This window comes from Microbacterium sp. NPDC057659 (genome assembly GCF_042799915.1).
Classification (GTDB): Bacteria; Actinomycetota; Actinomycetes; order Actinomycetales; family Microbacteriaceae; genus Microbacterium.
Genome location: NZ_JBHVHU010000001.1, coordinates 1,385,388 through 1,399,091 on the forward strand (window position 1 = coordinate 1,385,388; position 13,704 = coordinate 1,399,091).

At 70.6% G+C, this 13,704-nt stretch carries 12 protein-coding genes; 6 read left to right on the forward strand and 6 right to left on the reverse strand.

Annotated elements, in window-relative coordinates; translation table 11 throughout:
- The first annotated feature begins 27 nt into the window (after positions 1–27).
- The 3 genes from ACFVAE_RS06600 to ACFVAE_RS06610 are packed head-to-tail and all read left to right on the forward strand — an operon-like array spanning position 28 to position 2,148.
- Entirely contained in the window at positions 28–399 is a 372-nt protein-coding gene (locus ACFVAE_RS06600; RefSeq protein WP_378889387.1) for a DUF2568 domain-containing protein, read from the forward strand.
- The gene (locus ACFVAE_RS06605; protein WP_378889390.1) at positions 396–1,760 is read left to right on the forward strand and encodes an FAD-binding oxidoreductase; all 1,365 of its coding nucleotides are present in this window, start codon (positions 396–398) and stop codon (positions 1,758–1,760) included. The genes ACFVAE_RS06600 and ACFVAE_RS06605 overlap by 4 nt, the downstream gene beginning before the upstream one ends.
- Positions 1,753–2,148, forward strand: coding sequence for an NUDIX domain-containing protein (locus tag ACFVAE_RS06610; RefSeq protein WP_378889393.1), 396 nt, complete (start codon positions 1,753–1,755; stop codon positions 2,146–2,148). Before ACFVAE_RS06605 ends, ACFVAE_RS06610 begins: the two co-directional genes overlap by 8 nt.
- Positions 2,149–2,217: 69 nt before the next feature.
- On the opposite strand, the gene nagB is transcribed toward ACFVAE_RS06610, so the two are convergent.
- The 4 genes from nagB to ACFVAE_RS06630 all read right to left on the reverse strand — a co-directional run bounded on the left by nagB (position 2,218) and on the right by ACFVAE_RS06630 (position 7,701).
- Positions 2,218–2,997 (reverse strand): glucosamine-6-phosphate deaminase, encoded by a 780-nt coding sequence (gene nagB / locus ACFVAE_RS06615; protein ID WP_378889395.1) that lies wholly within the window; start codon positions 2,995–2,997, stop codon positions 2,218–2,220.
- Entirely contained in the window at positions 2,990–3,967 is a 978-nt protein-coding gene (locus tag ACFVAE_RS06620; RefSeq protein ID WP_378889398.1) for an ROK family protein, read from the reverse strand. Before ACFVAE_RS06620 ends, nagB begins: the two co-directional genes overlap by 8 nt.
- A complete protein-coding gene (locus tag ACFVAE_RS06625; protein WP_378889400.1) occupies positions 3,968–5,155 on the reverse strand; it encodes an ROK family protein in 1,188 nt (395 codons plus the stop codon).
- Between the two features lie 80 nt (positions 5,156–5,235).
- Positions 5,236–7,701, reverse strand: a complete 2,466-nt coding sequence (locus ACFVAE_RS06630; RefSeq protein ID WP_378889403.1) for a family 20 glycosylhydrolase — start codon at positions 7,699–7,701, stop codon at positions 5,236–5,238.
- Positions 7,702–7,810: 109 nt separating this feature from the next.
- Here ACFVAE_RS06630 and ACFVAE_RS06635 point away from each other — a divergent pair, with 109 nt between their 5' ends.
- Both ACFVAE_RS06635 and ACFVAE_RS06640 read left to right on the forward strand, forming a co-directional pair.
- The gene (locus ACFVAE_RS06635; protein ID WP_378889406.1) at positions 7,811–8,293 is read left to right on the forward strand and encodes a hypothetical protein; all 483 of its coding nucleotides are present in this window, start codon (positions 7,811–7,813) and stop codon (positions 8,291–8,293) included.
- A gap of 127 nt (positions 8,294–8,420) precedes the next feature.
- Positions 8,421–9,893 carry a L,D-transpeptidase gene (locus ACFVAE_RS06640; protein ID WP_378889409.1) on the forward strand — a complete coding sequence of 491 codons (1,473 nt, stop codon included), beginning with the start codon at positions 8,421–8,423 and terminating at the stop codon, positions 9,891–9,893.
- Between the two features lie 76 nt (positions 9,894–9,969).
- Here ACFVAE_RS06640 and ACFVAE_RS06645 read toward each other — a convergent pair whose 3' ends face one another.
- A complete protein-coding gene (locus ACFVAE_RS06645; RefSeq protein WP_378889411.1) occupies positions 9,970–12,186 on the reverse strand; it encodes an NADP-dependent isocitrate dehydrogenase in 2,217 nt (738 codons plus the stop codon).
- 121 nt (positions 12,187–12,307) lie between these two features.
- Here ACFVAE_RS06645 and ACFVAE_RS06650 point away from each other — a divergent pair, with 121 nt between their 5' ends.
- On the forward strand, positions 12,308–12,766 hold the full coding sequence (locus ACFVAE_RS06650) for a GNAT family N-acetyltransferase (RefSeq protein WP_378889414.1): 459 nt from the start codon (positions 12,308–12,310) through the stop codon (positions 12,764–12,766).
- Between the two features lie 113 nt (positions 12,767–12,879).
- Here the strand turns inward: ACFVAE_RS06650 and ACFVAE_RS06655 are convergent, their stop codons facing one another.
- On the reverse strand, positions 12,880–13,626 hold the full coding sequence (locus ACFVAE_RS06655; protein ID WP_378889417.1) for a hypothetical protein: 747 nt from the start codon (positions 13,624–13,626) through the stop codon (positions 12,880–12,882).
- Between the last annotated feature and the right edge of the window lie 78 nt (positions 13,627–13,704).

The window sequence follows — 13,704 nt, forward strand, 5'->3', positions numbered from 1 at the left end:
AACAGTGACGACGCATAGACTTGAGGCATGCCCCAGGACTCCGCCGCCGTTCCGGGCGTGAACCGCCCGAGCTTCACTCCCCTCGACGTCGTCCGCGCCATCGTGCTCGTTGTCGCCCTGTTCTCGCTCGGGCTGTGGGGCTTCGTGTCCTGGCCGGTGCCGATCAACATCGTGTTCGGCATCGTCCTGCCCGTGGTCGTGCTGCTGGTGTGGGCGCTGTTCCTCTCGCCGAAGCCCGTGCTGCGGCTGCATCCGTTCCTGCGAGCGATCGTCGAACTGCTGATCTACGTCGGCGTGACGCTCGCCTGGTGGGCGATGGGCCAGGGATGGGCGGGCATCGCCTTCGCCGTGGTCGCCGTCGGCGCAGGCCTGATCGCGGGGCGCCGCTCTCTGTCATGACGCCCCTGGAGCTGCTCCTGGAGGCGCTGGGCGGACTGGTCGACACCGATCCCGCCGCACTCGAGGCCGCCCGCTCCGACCGCTCCGGCCATGCCGCCGAGGGCACGCCGCTCGCCATCGTGCACGCCGAGACCGTCGAGCACGTGCAGCAGACGCTGCGCATCGCCTCCGCGACCGGCACGCACGTGGTCGTCCGCGGCGCCGGCACAGGCCTCGCCGGTGCGGCGAATGCCGGCACCGGCGAGATCGTGCTCTCCACGTCCCGGATGACGCGCATCCTCGACGTGCGCCCCGACGACCTGCTGGCGGTCGTGGAGCCCGGCATCCTGAACGCCGATCTGAACGCCGAGCTCGACCGGTACGGCCTGTGGTGGGCGCCTGACCCCGCCAGCCGGGAGATCTCCACTGTCGGCGGCAACATCGCCACCGGCGCGGGTGGCCTGCTGTGCGCCAAGTACGGCGTCGTACGCGATGCCGTCCTCGGCATCGACCTGGTGCTGGCCGACGGACGCCTGCTGAACCTCGGCCACCGCTCCGTCAAGGGCGTCACGGGCCTCGACCTCACCTCGCTGGTGATCGGCTCCGAGGGCACCCTCGGCGTGATCGTCGGCGCCACCCTGCGACTGCGCAGGCGCGTCGAGGGCGAGGTCTGCACACTCGCGGCGACCTTCCCGGACGTGCGTTCCGCAGCCTCGGCCTCGGCCGCGGTGACCGCCGCCGGTGTGCAGCCGGCGATCATGGAACTGATGGATGCCGCGAGCCTCGAGGCCGTGCATGCCCTGCTCGCCCTCCCCGCACCGCTGCCCGGCGCCGCGCAGCTGACGATCCGCACCGACGGACCCGCCGCCCGGGCCGAGGCCGAACGGATCGCAGAAGTGCTCCGCAGCGCCGGCGGCGGCGTGAGCTGGAGCGCAGACGCCGAGGAGGGCGACCGGCTGCTCGCGATCCGCCGTTCGATGCACGCGGCGATGGCGAGCCTGGGCACCACGCTGATCGAGGACGTCTCGGTTCCGCGCAGCGCGATGCCCGAGATGTTCGACGAGATCGCCCGCATCGAGCAGGCATTCGGAATCCGCATCCCCACCGTGGCCCATGCGGGCGATGGCAACCTGCATCCGAACTTCATCGTCGACGGCGACGAGGTGCCGCCTCGCATCTGGGACGCCGCGGGCGAGCTGTTCCGCGCCGCGCTGCGTCTGGGCGGCACGCTGACCGGCGAACACGGCATCGGCACGCTGAAGGCCCGCTGGCTGGCCGAGGAGCTCGGAGACGACCAGTGGGAGCTGCAGAGGCAGATCGTCCGCGTCTTCGACCCGCAGGGCATTCTCAACCCAGGAAAGGTGTTCGCTCCCCATGACTGACATCCACGTGAGCGCGGCCGTCATCACCGACAGCGAAGGGCGCGCCCTGCTGGTGCGCAAGACCGGCACCGAGCGCTTCATGCAGCCTGGCGGCAAGCCCGAGGCCGGAGAGACCGCCGCCGAGACGCTGGTGCGGGAGCTGCGCGAAGAGCTCGGTCTCGTCGTCTTCCAGGACCAGCTGCGGCCGCTCGGCACGTTCGTGTCGGCTGCCGCGAACGAGCCGGGACACCGCGTCGTCGCGACCGCGTTCGCCATGAGCGCCGAGCCCGAGGACGTCGTCGTGCAGGCCGAGCTCGCCGAGCTGCGCTGGATCACCGCGGCCGAGCAGGACTCGCTGCTGCTGGCGCCGCTCAGCTCCGAGCATCTGCTCCCCCTCGCCTGGGGCTGATCCCCCGACGGAACGGAAGTGGCCGCCTCCCCGGTCGGGAAGCGGCCACGGCAGCCTCAGTCGTGCAGGTCAGATGCCCTGCCAGGCGGGCTTGTTCTCGTACGTGTAGCGGTAGTAGTCGGCGAGCCTGAGCTTCGAGGCCGCGGCCTCGTCGACGACGACCGTCGCGTGCTCGTGCAGCTGGATGGCGGATGCCGGAAGGATGGCCGACACCGGCCCCTCGACGGCATCCGCGATCGCCTGTGCCTTGCCCTCGCCGAAGGCGAGCAGCACGAGGTGCCTGGCGCGCAGGATCGTCCCGAGGCCCTGCGTGATGCAGTGCCTCGGCACCTGATCGATCGAGTCGAAGAAGCGCGCGTTGTCCTCGCGGGTCTGCTCGGTGAGCGTCTTCACGCGGGTGCGCGAAGCGAACGACGAGCCGGGCTCGTTGAAGCCGATGTGCCCGTCGGTGCCGATGCCGAGGATCTGCAGGTCCACACCGCCGGCGGCATCGATCGCGGCCTCGTAGTCGGCGCCCGCGTGCTGGATGGTCTCGTCCGCGCCGTTCGGCACCTGCACGCGTGCCGGATCGAGGCCGAGCGGCTCGACGACCTCGCGGGTGATGACCGATCGATAGCTCTCGGGGTGCGCAGGATCAAGTCCGACGTACTCGTCGAGTGCGAAGCCGCGCACCTGCGACAGGTCGCGTCCGGCGACCCGCTGCGCGAGCGCCTGGTACACGCCCAGCGGCGTGGAGCCCGTCGCCAGGCCCAGCACGGCGTCGGTCTTGCGATCGAGCAGCTCGACGATCTCCTGGGCGACCAGCGCACCGGCGGCGGCGGCGTTCTCGACGATGACGACTTCAGCCATGAGCGGCGGTCTCCTTCACGGGGGTGGGGCACTCGGCCGGTGCCGCGTCGAGCAGTGCGGCGCCGAGGGCCGCGACCGGCGATCCGGTCGGCAGCAGTTCGATTCTCTCATCGAGGTGCAGCGAGCGCATGAAGGCCGAGTTCTCGGCATCCGCGCGCAGCGCCTGCTCGAGATCGCTCTGCAGTCGCGCGCCCAGCGCGGTCAGGCCGCCGCCGATGACGACGGTCTCCACGTCGACCGAGAGCACGAGGATCCGCACCGCAGCGGCCGCTCCCCTTGCCAGGTCCGCACGGAGGCCGGCTGCCACCGGGTCGCCGGCCTCGGCTGCGTCGAAGATGTCGAGGACGGGCAGCTCGCCAGGGCGTCCCCACGCCCGAGCCAGTGCTCCGCCGCCGCACAGCGTCTCGACGCAGCCGCGCTGGCCGCAGCCGCACACCCGGCCGTTGGGGTCGACCGAGATGTGTCCGACCTCGCCGGCGCTGCCGTGCTTGCCGCGCCAGATCCGGCCGTCGGTGATGACGCCGGCGGCGACGCCGGTGCCGAGGTTCAGGTAGGCCATCGAATCGTCGCCGGGCCGCAGTGACGCCGCTCCGAGCGCGGCCGCCTTGACATCGTTCTCGACGGCGAACGGCGCGTCGATCACGCCGCGGGCGCGCTCGGAGATGTCGAGCGACTCGACCCCGAGGTTCACGGCGTGCAGCACGCGGCCGGTCTCGCTGTCGACCATGCCGGGGATGCCCACGCCGACGGATCGGATGTCAGCGGCTTCGAAGCCCGCCTCTTCGGCGAGCGCGAAGGTGGTGTCCAGGATGCCCCGCACGACGGCGTCGGCGCCCCAGCCCGTGGGCCGGCGCACGCGTCCGAGGATCTCCCCCGAGTCGTCGATCGCGACGGCATCCGTCTTCGTGCCGCCGACATCCAGGCCCACTCGTATGGCCCGGCCGTCCAGCCGGGCGATTCCTGCCACCATCTACGAGACTCCCAGCTGACCTGACAGGACCATCACAGCGGCACCGCGCAGCACGATGTCGTCCTGATGGGTGAGACGGATGGCGACATCTTCGAAGATCCCCTCCAGGGTGCGGGCGCGCAGAGTGTCGATCGCCGAGTCGATGAAGACGTCGGCGAGCAGCTCCGGCGGGCCGGACAGCACGATGTCGGACAGATCGAGGGCGGCGACGATCGGGGCGATGCCGATGGCCATGCGGGCGCCGGCGTCGCGGAGGACCTCGTCGCGGGCGGAGGGGTTCTCCTCGATCGCGGCCGTGAGGCGGGTGACGTTCAGCCACGCCTCCAGGCAGCCCTCTTTGCCGCAGACGCAGCGCGGGCCGCCGTCGGTGCCGACCACGACGTGGCCGATCTCGCCTGCGGCGAAGCGGCTGCCGAGCAGCGGCTGACTGCCGGTGATCAGCCCGGCGCCCACGCCGCGGCCGATCTTGATGAGCATGAAGTCGCTGCGCTCCTCGCCGAACGTGTACTCGGCGAGGACGGCGGCGTTGGCGTCGTTGCGGACGATGACCGGCAGATCGAGGTCGAGACCGAGGCGCGCCTCGAGCGGGAAGTCGTGCCAGCCGATGTTCGGCGAACTGAGCACGACGCCGTCGGGGCGCACGATGCCCTGGGCGCCGATGCCGACGCCGAGCAGCGGGCGGTCGGATGCCGCGACGAGGTCACGGGCGATCTGGAGCGTGGCGGCGTAGGAGGCGTCACCGTCCTCCTCGCCGGGGCGGGCGATCGTGCGGCGCTCGATCACATCGCCGTCGAGGCTCATCACGGCACCCTCGAAGTGCGTGGGCCCGGAGAGGTCGATTCCGATGATCTGATGCCCGCCACGGTCGATGTCGACGAGGATCGGGGGCTTGCCCGGACCGAAGGTCTCGCGCACGCCGATCTCGACGACGATGCCGTCGGCGATGAACTCCGCGACCAGGTCGGAGATGGTCACCCGGGTCAGACCGGTCTCCCTGGACAGGTCCGCACGGCTCATCGCTCCGGAGTGGTAGAGCGTCTGCAGGACGAGGGCGCGGTTGTGTCCTCGGGCGTGCTCAGGGAGAACCTTGGCGCGGGAGCGGAGCCGCCGCACGGGTCCGAAGGCGTGCGCCGGTGCGCCGAGGTGATCCATCGACGTCGGTGTACGCAGTTCATCCGATTCGGACATGTTTGTTAGTAGACCTTACGAACAAAATTTATGCAAGCTTTGGCCCCCGCGAGCACAATCAGGGTTACCGAAACGTTACTTTACTCCGGCTGCCCGCCACCAGCGTCGGATCCACCAGAAAGATCCGCCACGAGATCCGCCACGATCGCCTCCCGCTGGGCGAGGGTCATCGGCTTGCCGGGGATGCCGGGTCGCCGCTGCGCGAGCGTCGGACCGTCCAGCGGACGATACTGCACGCCGGCCACGGCCAGCCGGCGCAGGTGCACCGGCAGCCGACGCGCGAAGTCGTCGTAGGACGGAGCTTCTCCCCCGTCCCAGAGCCGCTCCGCTATCGCCGAGAGCCGTGGGAAGACCGCGAAGTCCACGCGGTCGCGGGTGGGCAGGTGCTCGCTCCACACGTTCGCCTGCCCGCCCACGGCACGGTCCGGCACACGCAGCGTGTAGGCCCGCTCGATCGGCAGCGGAGGACCCACCCGGATCGGCTCGTCCTCGGAATCCGCCTGCGGGTAGTCCAGGTAGACCTCGAGGTCGGGGCAGGCGACCACCGGGATGTCGCGGCGCAGCGCGTCCGCCATCGCCACCGGGCCGCGCCAGGCCAGCAGCCGCACGCCCTCGGGCACATCGCCTGCGAGCACCTCATCCCAGGCCAGCGCGGTGCGCCCCCGCGAACGGACGTGGGCGACGAAGGCGCGCGTGAACCACGGCTGGACCTCCCGCGGCGACGAGAGCCCGACCTCGCGCATCCGCTCCTGCGCGGCCGGGCTCGCGGCCCACTCGTCGGTGGGAACCTCGTCACCGCCGATGCCGATCCACTCCGCGTCGAACTGATCGCAGAGGGCGTCGATGGCGGCACGGCCGAAGGCCAGCGACGCCTCCGTCGGCGCCAGCACGCGCCGGTTCACGCCGAAGCGCTCCCACGGACCCTCCGGCGCCGGCGACACGTCGGTGTTGCCGAGCTCGGGGTACGCGGCGAGCGCGGCCTGCACATGTCCGGGCAGCTCGACCTCGGGCACCACCGTCACGAACCGCTCGGCAGCGTAGGCCACCAGCTGTCGGATCTCGTCGGGGCGGTAGAAGCCCGCGTGCTCGCCCGGCTCCACGGTCGCCAGCGGGCCGTGCCCGCGCTGCGTGGCCTGCCGCACCGCGCCGATCGCGGTCAGGCGGGGATACCCGGGCACCTCGAACCGCCATCCCTGGTCATCGGAGAGGTGCAGATGCAGCACGTTCAACTGGTGCGCGGCGAGCAGGTCGATGATCCGCCGGACGTCCGCCACCGGCCGGAAGTGCCGCGCGACGTCGAGCATGAGACCGCGCCAGCCGAACGCCGGCTCGCCCCGCCACGTTCCTGCCGGGATGCGGCTGTCCAGAGGATGCTCCGGATCGCAGATCTGCCGCAGGATCGTCGCGCCCCGGAACACGCCCTCGGCCGAGCCGCCGGCGATGTCGACGCCGGACGCGCCCACGCGGATGCGGAAGGCCTCCGGGCCCCCGACCTCGGAGTCGACGCGCAGCGCGACGGCGGGCAGCGAGACGTCCGCATCCCGCAGGCCGAGAGTCTCGCGCAGCAGTGCTGCGACCGGCTCCAGCCCGTCCTGCGGGCGGATGGCGGTGCCCTGCTGCAGCACGAACGGCGGCGCATCGGCGTCGATCTCGTGCGCCGTGCGCGGCACGGTGGCGCGATGCGGCGGCGGCATCCTGCGCAGCATCCGTCCGGGGGCCGCCCCGGTCGGCTGGCCGTCTGCGAGCACGGGCACGCCCGCCACCAGCACCTCCCGGATGCCCGCGGCGAGGGCTCGCGGATCATCGAGCGGATCGGGGCCGATGAGGCCTGAAGGATCGAGCAGCACCAGGTCGGCGGCCGCGCCCTCGCGGATCACACCGAGAGGACGATCGCCGAGATGCAGGCCGAGCAGCTCCGCCGGCTCGCCGGTGCGGCGGTGCACGGCCTGCTCCAGCGTCAGCGCGGCGGTCGAGTGCTCCTCACGCACGCCCGGCATCCAGATCGCGCCGCGCTCCGCGACGACCCGGCGCAGTGCGTCGGACTCTGCCGTGGAGGCGGCCTCACCGGCGACACCGGCCGCGCCGGCGTCCAGCGCCTCGCCGAGCATCCGCTGCATGTCCGCGATCTCGGCGGATGGCACCGCGCGCTCCTGCGCCCGGAGCACGCGCCCGCGAAGAGCGCTCAGCGACACCAGCCCGACGAGATTGCCCGCACCGGTCTCCCCTTCGCCGAAGAGGGATGCGTCCTGCTCGACGACCTCGGTCGTCACGCCGCGGCGAAGGCCCGCGTGCGCGGCGCCGGACGACACGTCCGGATCGATGAAGCCGGGCGCGAGCACCAGGCCCGTGGCATCCGTCTCGGCAGCTCCCTCGGGCAGCACGAACGGGTCATCCCCCACCCTGCGAATGCCGACGATCCGCGGCCCCTCGACAGCGACATCGGCGACGTAGCGCGGCGCGCCGGTGCCGTCGACGACCGTGACGGCGCGGAGCACACGGACTTCACCGGCGGCGGACAGCACGGCGCTCAGAGTGAGAGGAGGCATCCGTCCACGCTACTGGCATCTTCGGTTCCGACTCATCGCACGAGGTGTGATTGACTTGGCGCCGTTCGTTTGCGCGGGGAGGTTCCCCGCGCGGGAGGGAAACGCACTCATGAACCGTCGTATCGCCGCCATCGCCATCGCCGCCGTCGCCGTCCTGGGTCTGACCGCGTGCTCGGGCGCCCCCGCATCCGACGACGCGTCCACGTCGGACAAGTCGAGCTCCGCCTCCAAGGAGGCCCCCAAGTCGAACGACCAGTCGGTCGCCGACGCCTGCAACATCATCCTGCCTGCGCTCCAGGAAGCCGGTAAGGACAGCCAGTCGGCCATGCAGGACGCCGCCTCCGACCCGAAGGGCACCGTCGAGAAGTTCTCCGCCGCGATCGGCAAGGTCGAGGATGCTGCGGCGAAGGTCACGAACCCCGAGGTGAAGAAGCCCACCGACGCCATCACCACGGCGTACGGCACGCTGCGCGACGCCGTCACCAAGGCGTTCGGCGAGCAGGACGCTTCGGCGATGGGCGACGTCAGCACGGTCATGAGCGACGTCACCGACGCCGCGAAGGAGCTGTCGACGGTCTGCACCGCCGGCTGACCCGGAACGACCCACGAGGGCGGGTGTCGCATCACGCGGCACCCGCCCTCGACCGTTGCCCCCTCGTTATCTTCCTTCCTTTATCATTGATGCCGGAGGGTTGTCCGAAGACACGGGGGGTGAGTTCGTGACCGATCTTGTTTCTGCACCGAACACTGGCGCGCAGGACGTCGTGGCCGAGGGGGCCGCGCCGACTGTTCCGCTGACCGGTGCACTGCCGCCGTCCGACGGCTCCGCGCACGTCGAATGGGCGCCGAACGAGCCTGCGCCGAAGAAGCGCCGGCTCGGACTGTGGATCGGAATCGGTGCGGGCGCACTGCTGCTCGCCGCCGCCGGCGCGTCGACGATCCTCATCGCACCGGGCACCACCGTCGCCGGCATCCCGGTCGGCGGGATGACGGTGGGCATGGCGGCTGACGCGATCAGCTCGCACCTCGCCGACACCGAGATCGTGCTCACCGGCTCCGGAGCTGATGCCACCGTCAACGGCGCATCGCTCGGAGTGGAGGCCGACGCGAAGGCCCTCGCCGACCAGGCCTTCTCCGCGCACCCGATGTGGAACCTCGGCTCCTGGGCAGGAGAGCCGATCAAGGCGGACATCACCCTCGACCCCACCGCGGCCGACCGCTCGCTGCGCGCCGCCGTGCCCGCTGCTTTCAAGGACGGGTCCGACGCCGTCGTCGCCTTCGACGCCAAGACCGGCAAGTACACCGTCACCGCTGCGGTCGACGGCAGCGGCATCGACCTCGATGCCCTGAGCAAGGCCTTCGTCGCTGCGGTCGCCGACGGCAAGACCTCCACGGACTTCGAGGCCGCCAGCATCCCGGTCGCGGCCGACATCACCACCGACGAGGCGAACGCGGCTGCCGAGAAGCTCAACAAGATGCTCGGCACGATCGGCTTCTACGTGGGCAAGGAGCGCACAGTCCCGGTCGCACCGGCGGTCGCTGCCACCTGGCTCACCGTCACCCCTGTCGACGGCGACCTCGTGATCGACGCCGATGCCGGCGCCATCCAGAAGACCGTCGCCACGCTGCCGAAGTCGGTCGACCGCGCCGCGGTCAATGCCACGACCGTGGTGGACTCGAACGGCAAGGTGCTGCGATCCCTGACCAAGGGACAGACCGGTCGCGCCCTCGGCGACACTGCCGGTATCGCGGCAGCCTTCGCCGCACAGCTCGGCCAGGGCAACAGCGCCTATGCGTTGACGGTCAACGAGACGCCCTTCGAGACCACGCCGCTGTACCGCCACGCGGTCGTCGACCTGTCGCAGCAGCACGCCTACTTCTACGAGAACGGCAAGCTCGTCCGCGACTGGGCCGTCTCGACCGGCCGCCCCGGCCACGAGACCGAGACCGGCAGCTTCCGGATCCGCGCCCACGTCGCGAAGCAGGACATGGGCAGCGCCAGTGCCGGCTACCTCACCCCGGACGTGCCCTGGGTCACGTACTTCAACGGCGACCAGGCCTTCCACGGCACGTACTGGCACAACAACTTCGGGCACGTCATGAGCCACGGCTGCGTGAACATGCCGATCTCGGCCGCGAAGTGGGTCTACGAGTGGGCGCCGGACGGGTTCCAGGTCACGGTCCAGCCGTAGCTTCCGCACATCACAGAAACGCTGCGGCCCGGCATCCTCTCGGATGCCGGGCCGCAGCGTTTCTGCTGTGCGGTGCTCAGATCGCGTCGATCACGGCGTTCAGCGTGGCGGAGGGACGCATCACCGCTGCCACCTTCGCAGCGTCCGGGCGGTAGTAGCCGCCGATGTCGGCAGCCGCACCCTGCGCGCCGTTCAGCTCGGCGACGATGGTCTGCTCGTCGGCCGCCAGCTTCTCGGCGACCGGAGCGAACGCGGCCGCCAGCTCGGCATCCTTCGTCTGCTTCGCCAGCTCCTGTGCCCAGTACAGGGCCAGGTAGAAGTGGCTGCCGCGGTTGTCGATCGTGCCGAGCGCGCGACCGGGCGAACGGTCCTCCTCGAGGAACGTGCCGGTGGCGGCATCCAGCGTCTCGGCCAGGATGCGGGCCTTCTCGTTGCCCTCGGCATCAGCGAAGTGCTCGAGCGAGGCGGCCAGGGCGAAGAACTCGCCCAGCGAGTCCCAGCGCAGGTAGTTCTCCTGCACCAGCTGCTGGACGTGCTTCGGGGCCGAGCCGCCCGCACCGGTCTCGAACAGACCGCCACCGGCGAGCAGCGGCACGATCGAGAGCATCTTGGCGCTGGTGCCGACCTCGAGGATCGGGAACAGGTCGGTCAGGTAGTCGCGCAGCACGTTGCCGGTCACCGAGATGGTGTCCAGGCCGTGACGCATGCGGGCCAGCGTGTAGCGGGTCGCCTCCTCGGGAGCGAGGATCGTCAGCGTCAGGCCGTGCGTGTCGAGCGTCGCGAGCCCCTGGTGCACCTTGGCGATGATCTGCGCGTCGTGCGAGCGGTTCGCGTCGAGCCAGAACACGGCCGGAACGCCGGTCGCGCGGGCACGGGTGACGGCGAGCTTGACCCAGTCCATGACCGGGATGTGCTTGGTCTGCGTGGCACGCCAGATGTCGCCCTTGCCGACCTCGTGCTCGATGAGCACGGTGCCCTCGCTGTCAAGCACCTGCACGATGCCGTCCGCGGCGATCTCGAAGGTCTTGTCGTGGCTGCCGTACTCCTCGGCCGCCTGAGCCATCAGACCCACGTTCGGCACGGTGCCGATGGTGGCCGGGTCGAGCGGGCCGTTGGCGATGACGTCGTCGATCACGGCCTGGTAGACACCGGCGTAGGACGAGTCCGGAATGACGGCCAGAGTGTCGGCCTCGCCACCGTCCTTGCCCCAGAGCTTGCCGCCGTTGCGGACCAGCGCCGGCATCGAGGCATCCACGATGACGTCGCTGGGGACGTGCAGGTTGGTGATGCCCTTGTCGGAGTTCACGTACGACAGGCGCGGGCCCTCGGCGATCGCCCTGTCGAAGGCGGCGGCGATCTCGTCGCCGCCGGCGACAGCGGACAGACCGTTCAGGATTGAGCCGAGGCCGTCGTTGGCGCTGAGGCCGGCGGCGGCGAGCTGCTCGCCGTACTGCGCGAAGACGTCCTTGAAGAACGCCTTGACGACGTGGCCGAAGATGATCGGGTCACTGACCTTCATCATCGTGGCCTTGAGGTGCACCGAGTAGAGCACGTCGTCGGTCTTCGCCGCCTCGAGCGTCTCGGCGAGGAACGCGTCGAGCGCCTTCGCCGACAGGAACGTGGCGTCGATGATCTCGCGCGGCAGGACCTTCAGGCCCTCCTTGAGCACGGTGACGGTGCCGTCTGCCGCCGTGTGGCGGAAGCTGAGGACGTCGTCGTGGGCGGCGACCCAGGAGCGCTCGTTGTTCTTGAAGTCGTCGTGTCCCATGGTCGCGACTCGGGTCTTCGAGCCGTCCGCGAACGGCTTGTTGCGGTGCGGGTGCTTCTTGGCGTAGTTCTTCACCGCGAGCGGGGCGCGGCGGTCGCTGTTGCCCTCACGCAGCACCGGGTTCACGGCGGAGCCCTTGATGCGGTCGTAGCGGGCGCGCACGTCCTTCTCCTCGAGCGAGGACGGCTCGTCCGGGTAGTCCGGCACGTCGTAGCCCTGCTGCTGCAGCTCGGCGATCGCGGCCTTCAGCTGCGGGATCGAGGCCGAGATGTTCGGCAGCTTGATGATGTTCGCCTCGGGCAGCGTGGCGAGTCCGCCGAGCTCGGCGAGCGCGTCGCCGACCTGCTGCTCGGGCGTGAGCTTCTGCGGGAAAGCCGCCAGGATGCGGCCGGCCAGCGAGATGTCGCGCGTCTCGACCTCGATGCCGGCCTTGCCGGTGAAGGCGGAGATGATCGGCAGGAACGATGCGGTGGCAAGTGCCGGCGCCTCGTCCGTGTACGTGTAGATGATGGTGGAGTCAGTCACCGCATGCCTCTTCGTTCGTCACGGGTATGGGTCGATTCAGCTTACCCTGCGCGCGGAGATATCTTGATATCGAGATATCTTCATCTGCCGGGCGGAACGCGAAAGGGACTAGCCTGGGTTCATGTCGGAACTGAGCCTGGTCGAACTCTCCGCCGCGACGATCGTCGCGGTCAACAACCTGTCCCTCAAGCCCGGACAGGAGCAGTTCCTCGCGCCTGTCTCGTACGGCATCGCAGCCACCGTCATCAACCCGCAGACCTCGTGGCAGCGCGTGGTCCTCGATGACGATCAGGTCGTCGGTTTCGTGAGCGCGAGCTTCGACCCGGACGCTCCCGAGGAGCACTTCCGCAGCATCCTGTGGCGGATCAACGTCGACGCCGACGACCAGGGTCGCGGCGTCGGACGATTCGCCGTCGAAGCACTCCTCGCAGAAGCGCGGAACCGTGGCGTGGATCACCTCGACGTGATCTATGAAGCCGGATCGGAGGGCCCCGAGGCGTTCTTCCGCCGCGTGGGCTTCGTCCCTGTCGGTGAGACCGAGTACTCCGAGGTCATCGCCGAGATCCGGATCGCCGACTAGAACGGCGGCGGGGCCTCGAATCCCCTCCCCCATCGAGGCCTCGTCGCCCCCTTTCTCTGAGAGCGCTCCCGCGCGCCCGGAATCAGGGGACAGCAGTGTCAGGGAGGGCGGGGTCAGCGAGGATCCTCGCGGCGTCGCGAGGTGCGATCGGTGACCGAGCGGATCGCCTCGGCACCCAGTTCGATCACCTGGTGGGCCGTCTCCTGCCAGGCCGGCCGCGGCTCGCGCACAGCGCCCGCCGCGCGCTCGGCGTCGACGAACGCGCGCTCCAGCTCGGTGACCGCGTCGCGATAGGCCGCGAACTCGGCGGGTGTCACGCGTTTCGCATCCGCGGAAGGACGCGCGTCGCGCGCGTGCCGCTGTGCAGCGAAGAACGCCGAGGTCGCCGGCGCCTTGACGTCGCTCATCTGCGGGAACGCGATCGCCCGTGCCGGGTCGGTCTCGTACTCCATCCATCGCACGTTGAGCGCATCATGGGCGGCCCAGAGCCGCTCCAGCGGATCACCGGGTGCGGCGAGCTCGGCGCGGGATGCTGCGACGCGGGCCCGCCGGGCGCGCACCAGAGCGGACGCCGCCTTCGCGCGCTGCTCGGCCTCGCGCAGCGCCCGTCTGGCACGGGTGACCTCGACGTCGGAGGCGCGCCCCGCGCCGCGCTCGGCGGTCGCGTGCGCGAGCTCGGCCCTGGCCGCCTTCAGCGCGGCGGTCGTCGCGACGGCACTGGTGCGGGCCTCGGCCAGCTGCATCCGCGCCGCGTCGAAGCCGAGGCGCTTGCGGCGGCGCCCGCCGCTGCGCGCACCGATCACGGCCGCCGTCGTCCCGCCTGCCGCCACCGGCACCACCCACCAGAGCTCGAGGAGCATGTCCACTCCTTCATGCTATGCCGCGCGGTCGATTCAGTGCCTGTCGGATGCGACACGGGGTGGGTGTGCGCCCACCCC

What these genes read in the sequence shown, in the direction of transcription:
- ACFVAE_RS06620 (WP_378889398.1), bottom strand. Translation starts at nt 3,967, where the DNA reads ATGGTGGCAGGAATCGCCCGGCTGGACGGCCGGGCCATACGAGTGGGC.
- ACFVAE_RS06650 (WP_378889414.1), top strand. Translation starts at nt 12,308, where the DNA reads ATGTCGGAACTGAGCCTGGTCGAACTCTCCGCCGCGACGATCGTCGCG.
- nagB (WP_378889395.1), bottom strand. Translation starts at nt 2,997, where the DNA reads ATGGCTGAAGTCGTCATCGTCGAGAACGCCGCCGCCGCCGGTGCGCTG.
- ACFVAE_RS06610 (WP_378889393.1), top strand. Translation starts at nt 1,753, where the DNA reads ATGACTGACATCCACGTGAGCGCGGCCGTCATCACCGACAGCGAAGGG.
- ACFVAE_RS06600 (WP_378889387.1), top strand. Translation starts at nt 28, where the DNA reads ATGCCCCAGGACTCCGCCGCCGTTCCGGGCGTGAACCGCCCGAGCTTC.
- ACFVAE_RS06655 (WP_378889417.1), bottom strand. Translation starts at nt 13,626, where the DNA reads ATGCTCCTCGAGCTCTGGTGGGTGGTGCCGGTGGCGGCAGGCGGGACG.
- ACFVAE_RS06625 (WP_378889400.1), bottom strand. Translation starts at nt 5,155, where the DNA reads ATGTCCGAATCGGATGAACTGCGTACACCGACGTCGATGGATCACCTC.
- ACFVAE_RS06630 (WP_378889403.1), bottom strand. Translation starts at nt 7,701, where the DNA reads ATGCCTCCTCTCACTCTGAGCGCCGTGCTGTCCGCCGCCGGTGAAGTC.
- ACFVAE_RS06635 (WP_378889406.1), top strand. Translation starts at nt 7,811, where the DNA reads ATGAACCGTCGTATCGCCGCCATCGCCATCGCCGCCGTCGCCGTCCTG.
- ACFVAE_RS06605 (WP_378889390.1), top strand. Translation starts at nt 396, where the DNA reads ATGACGCCCCTGGAGCTGCTCCTGGAGGCGCTGGGCGGACTGGTCGAC.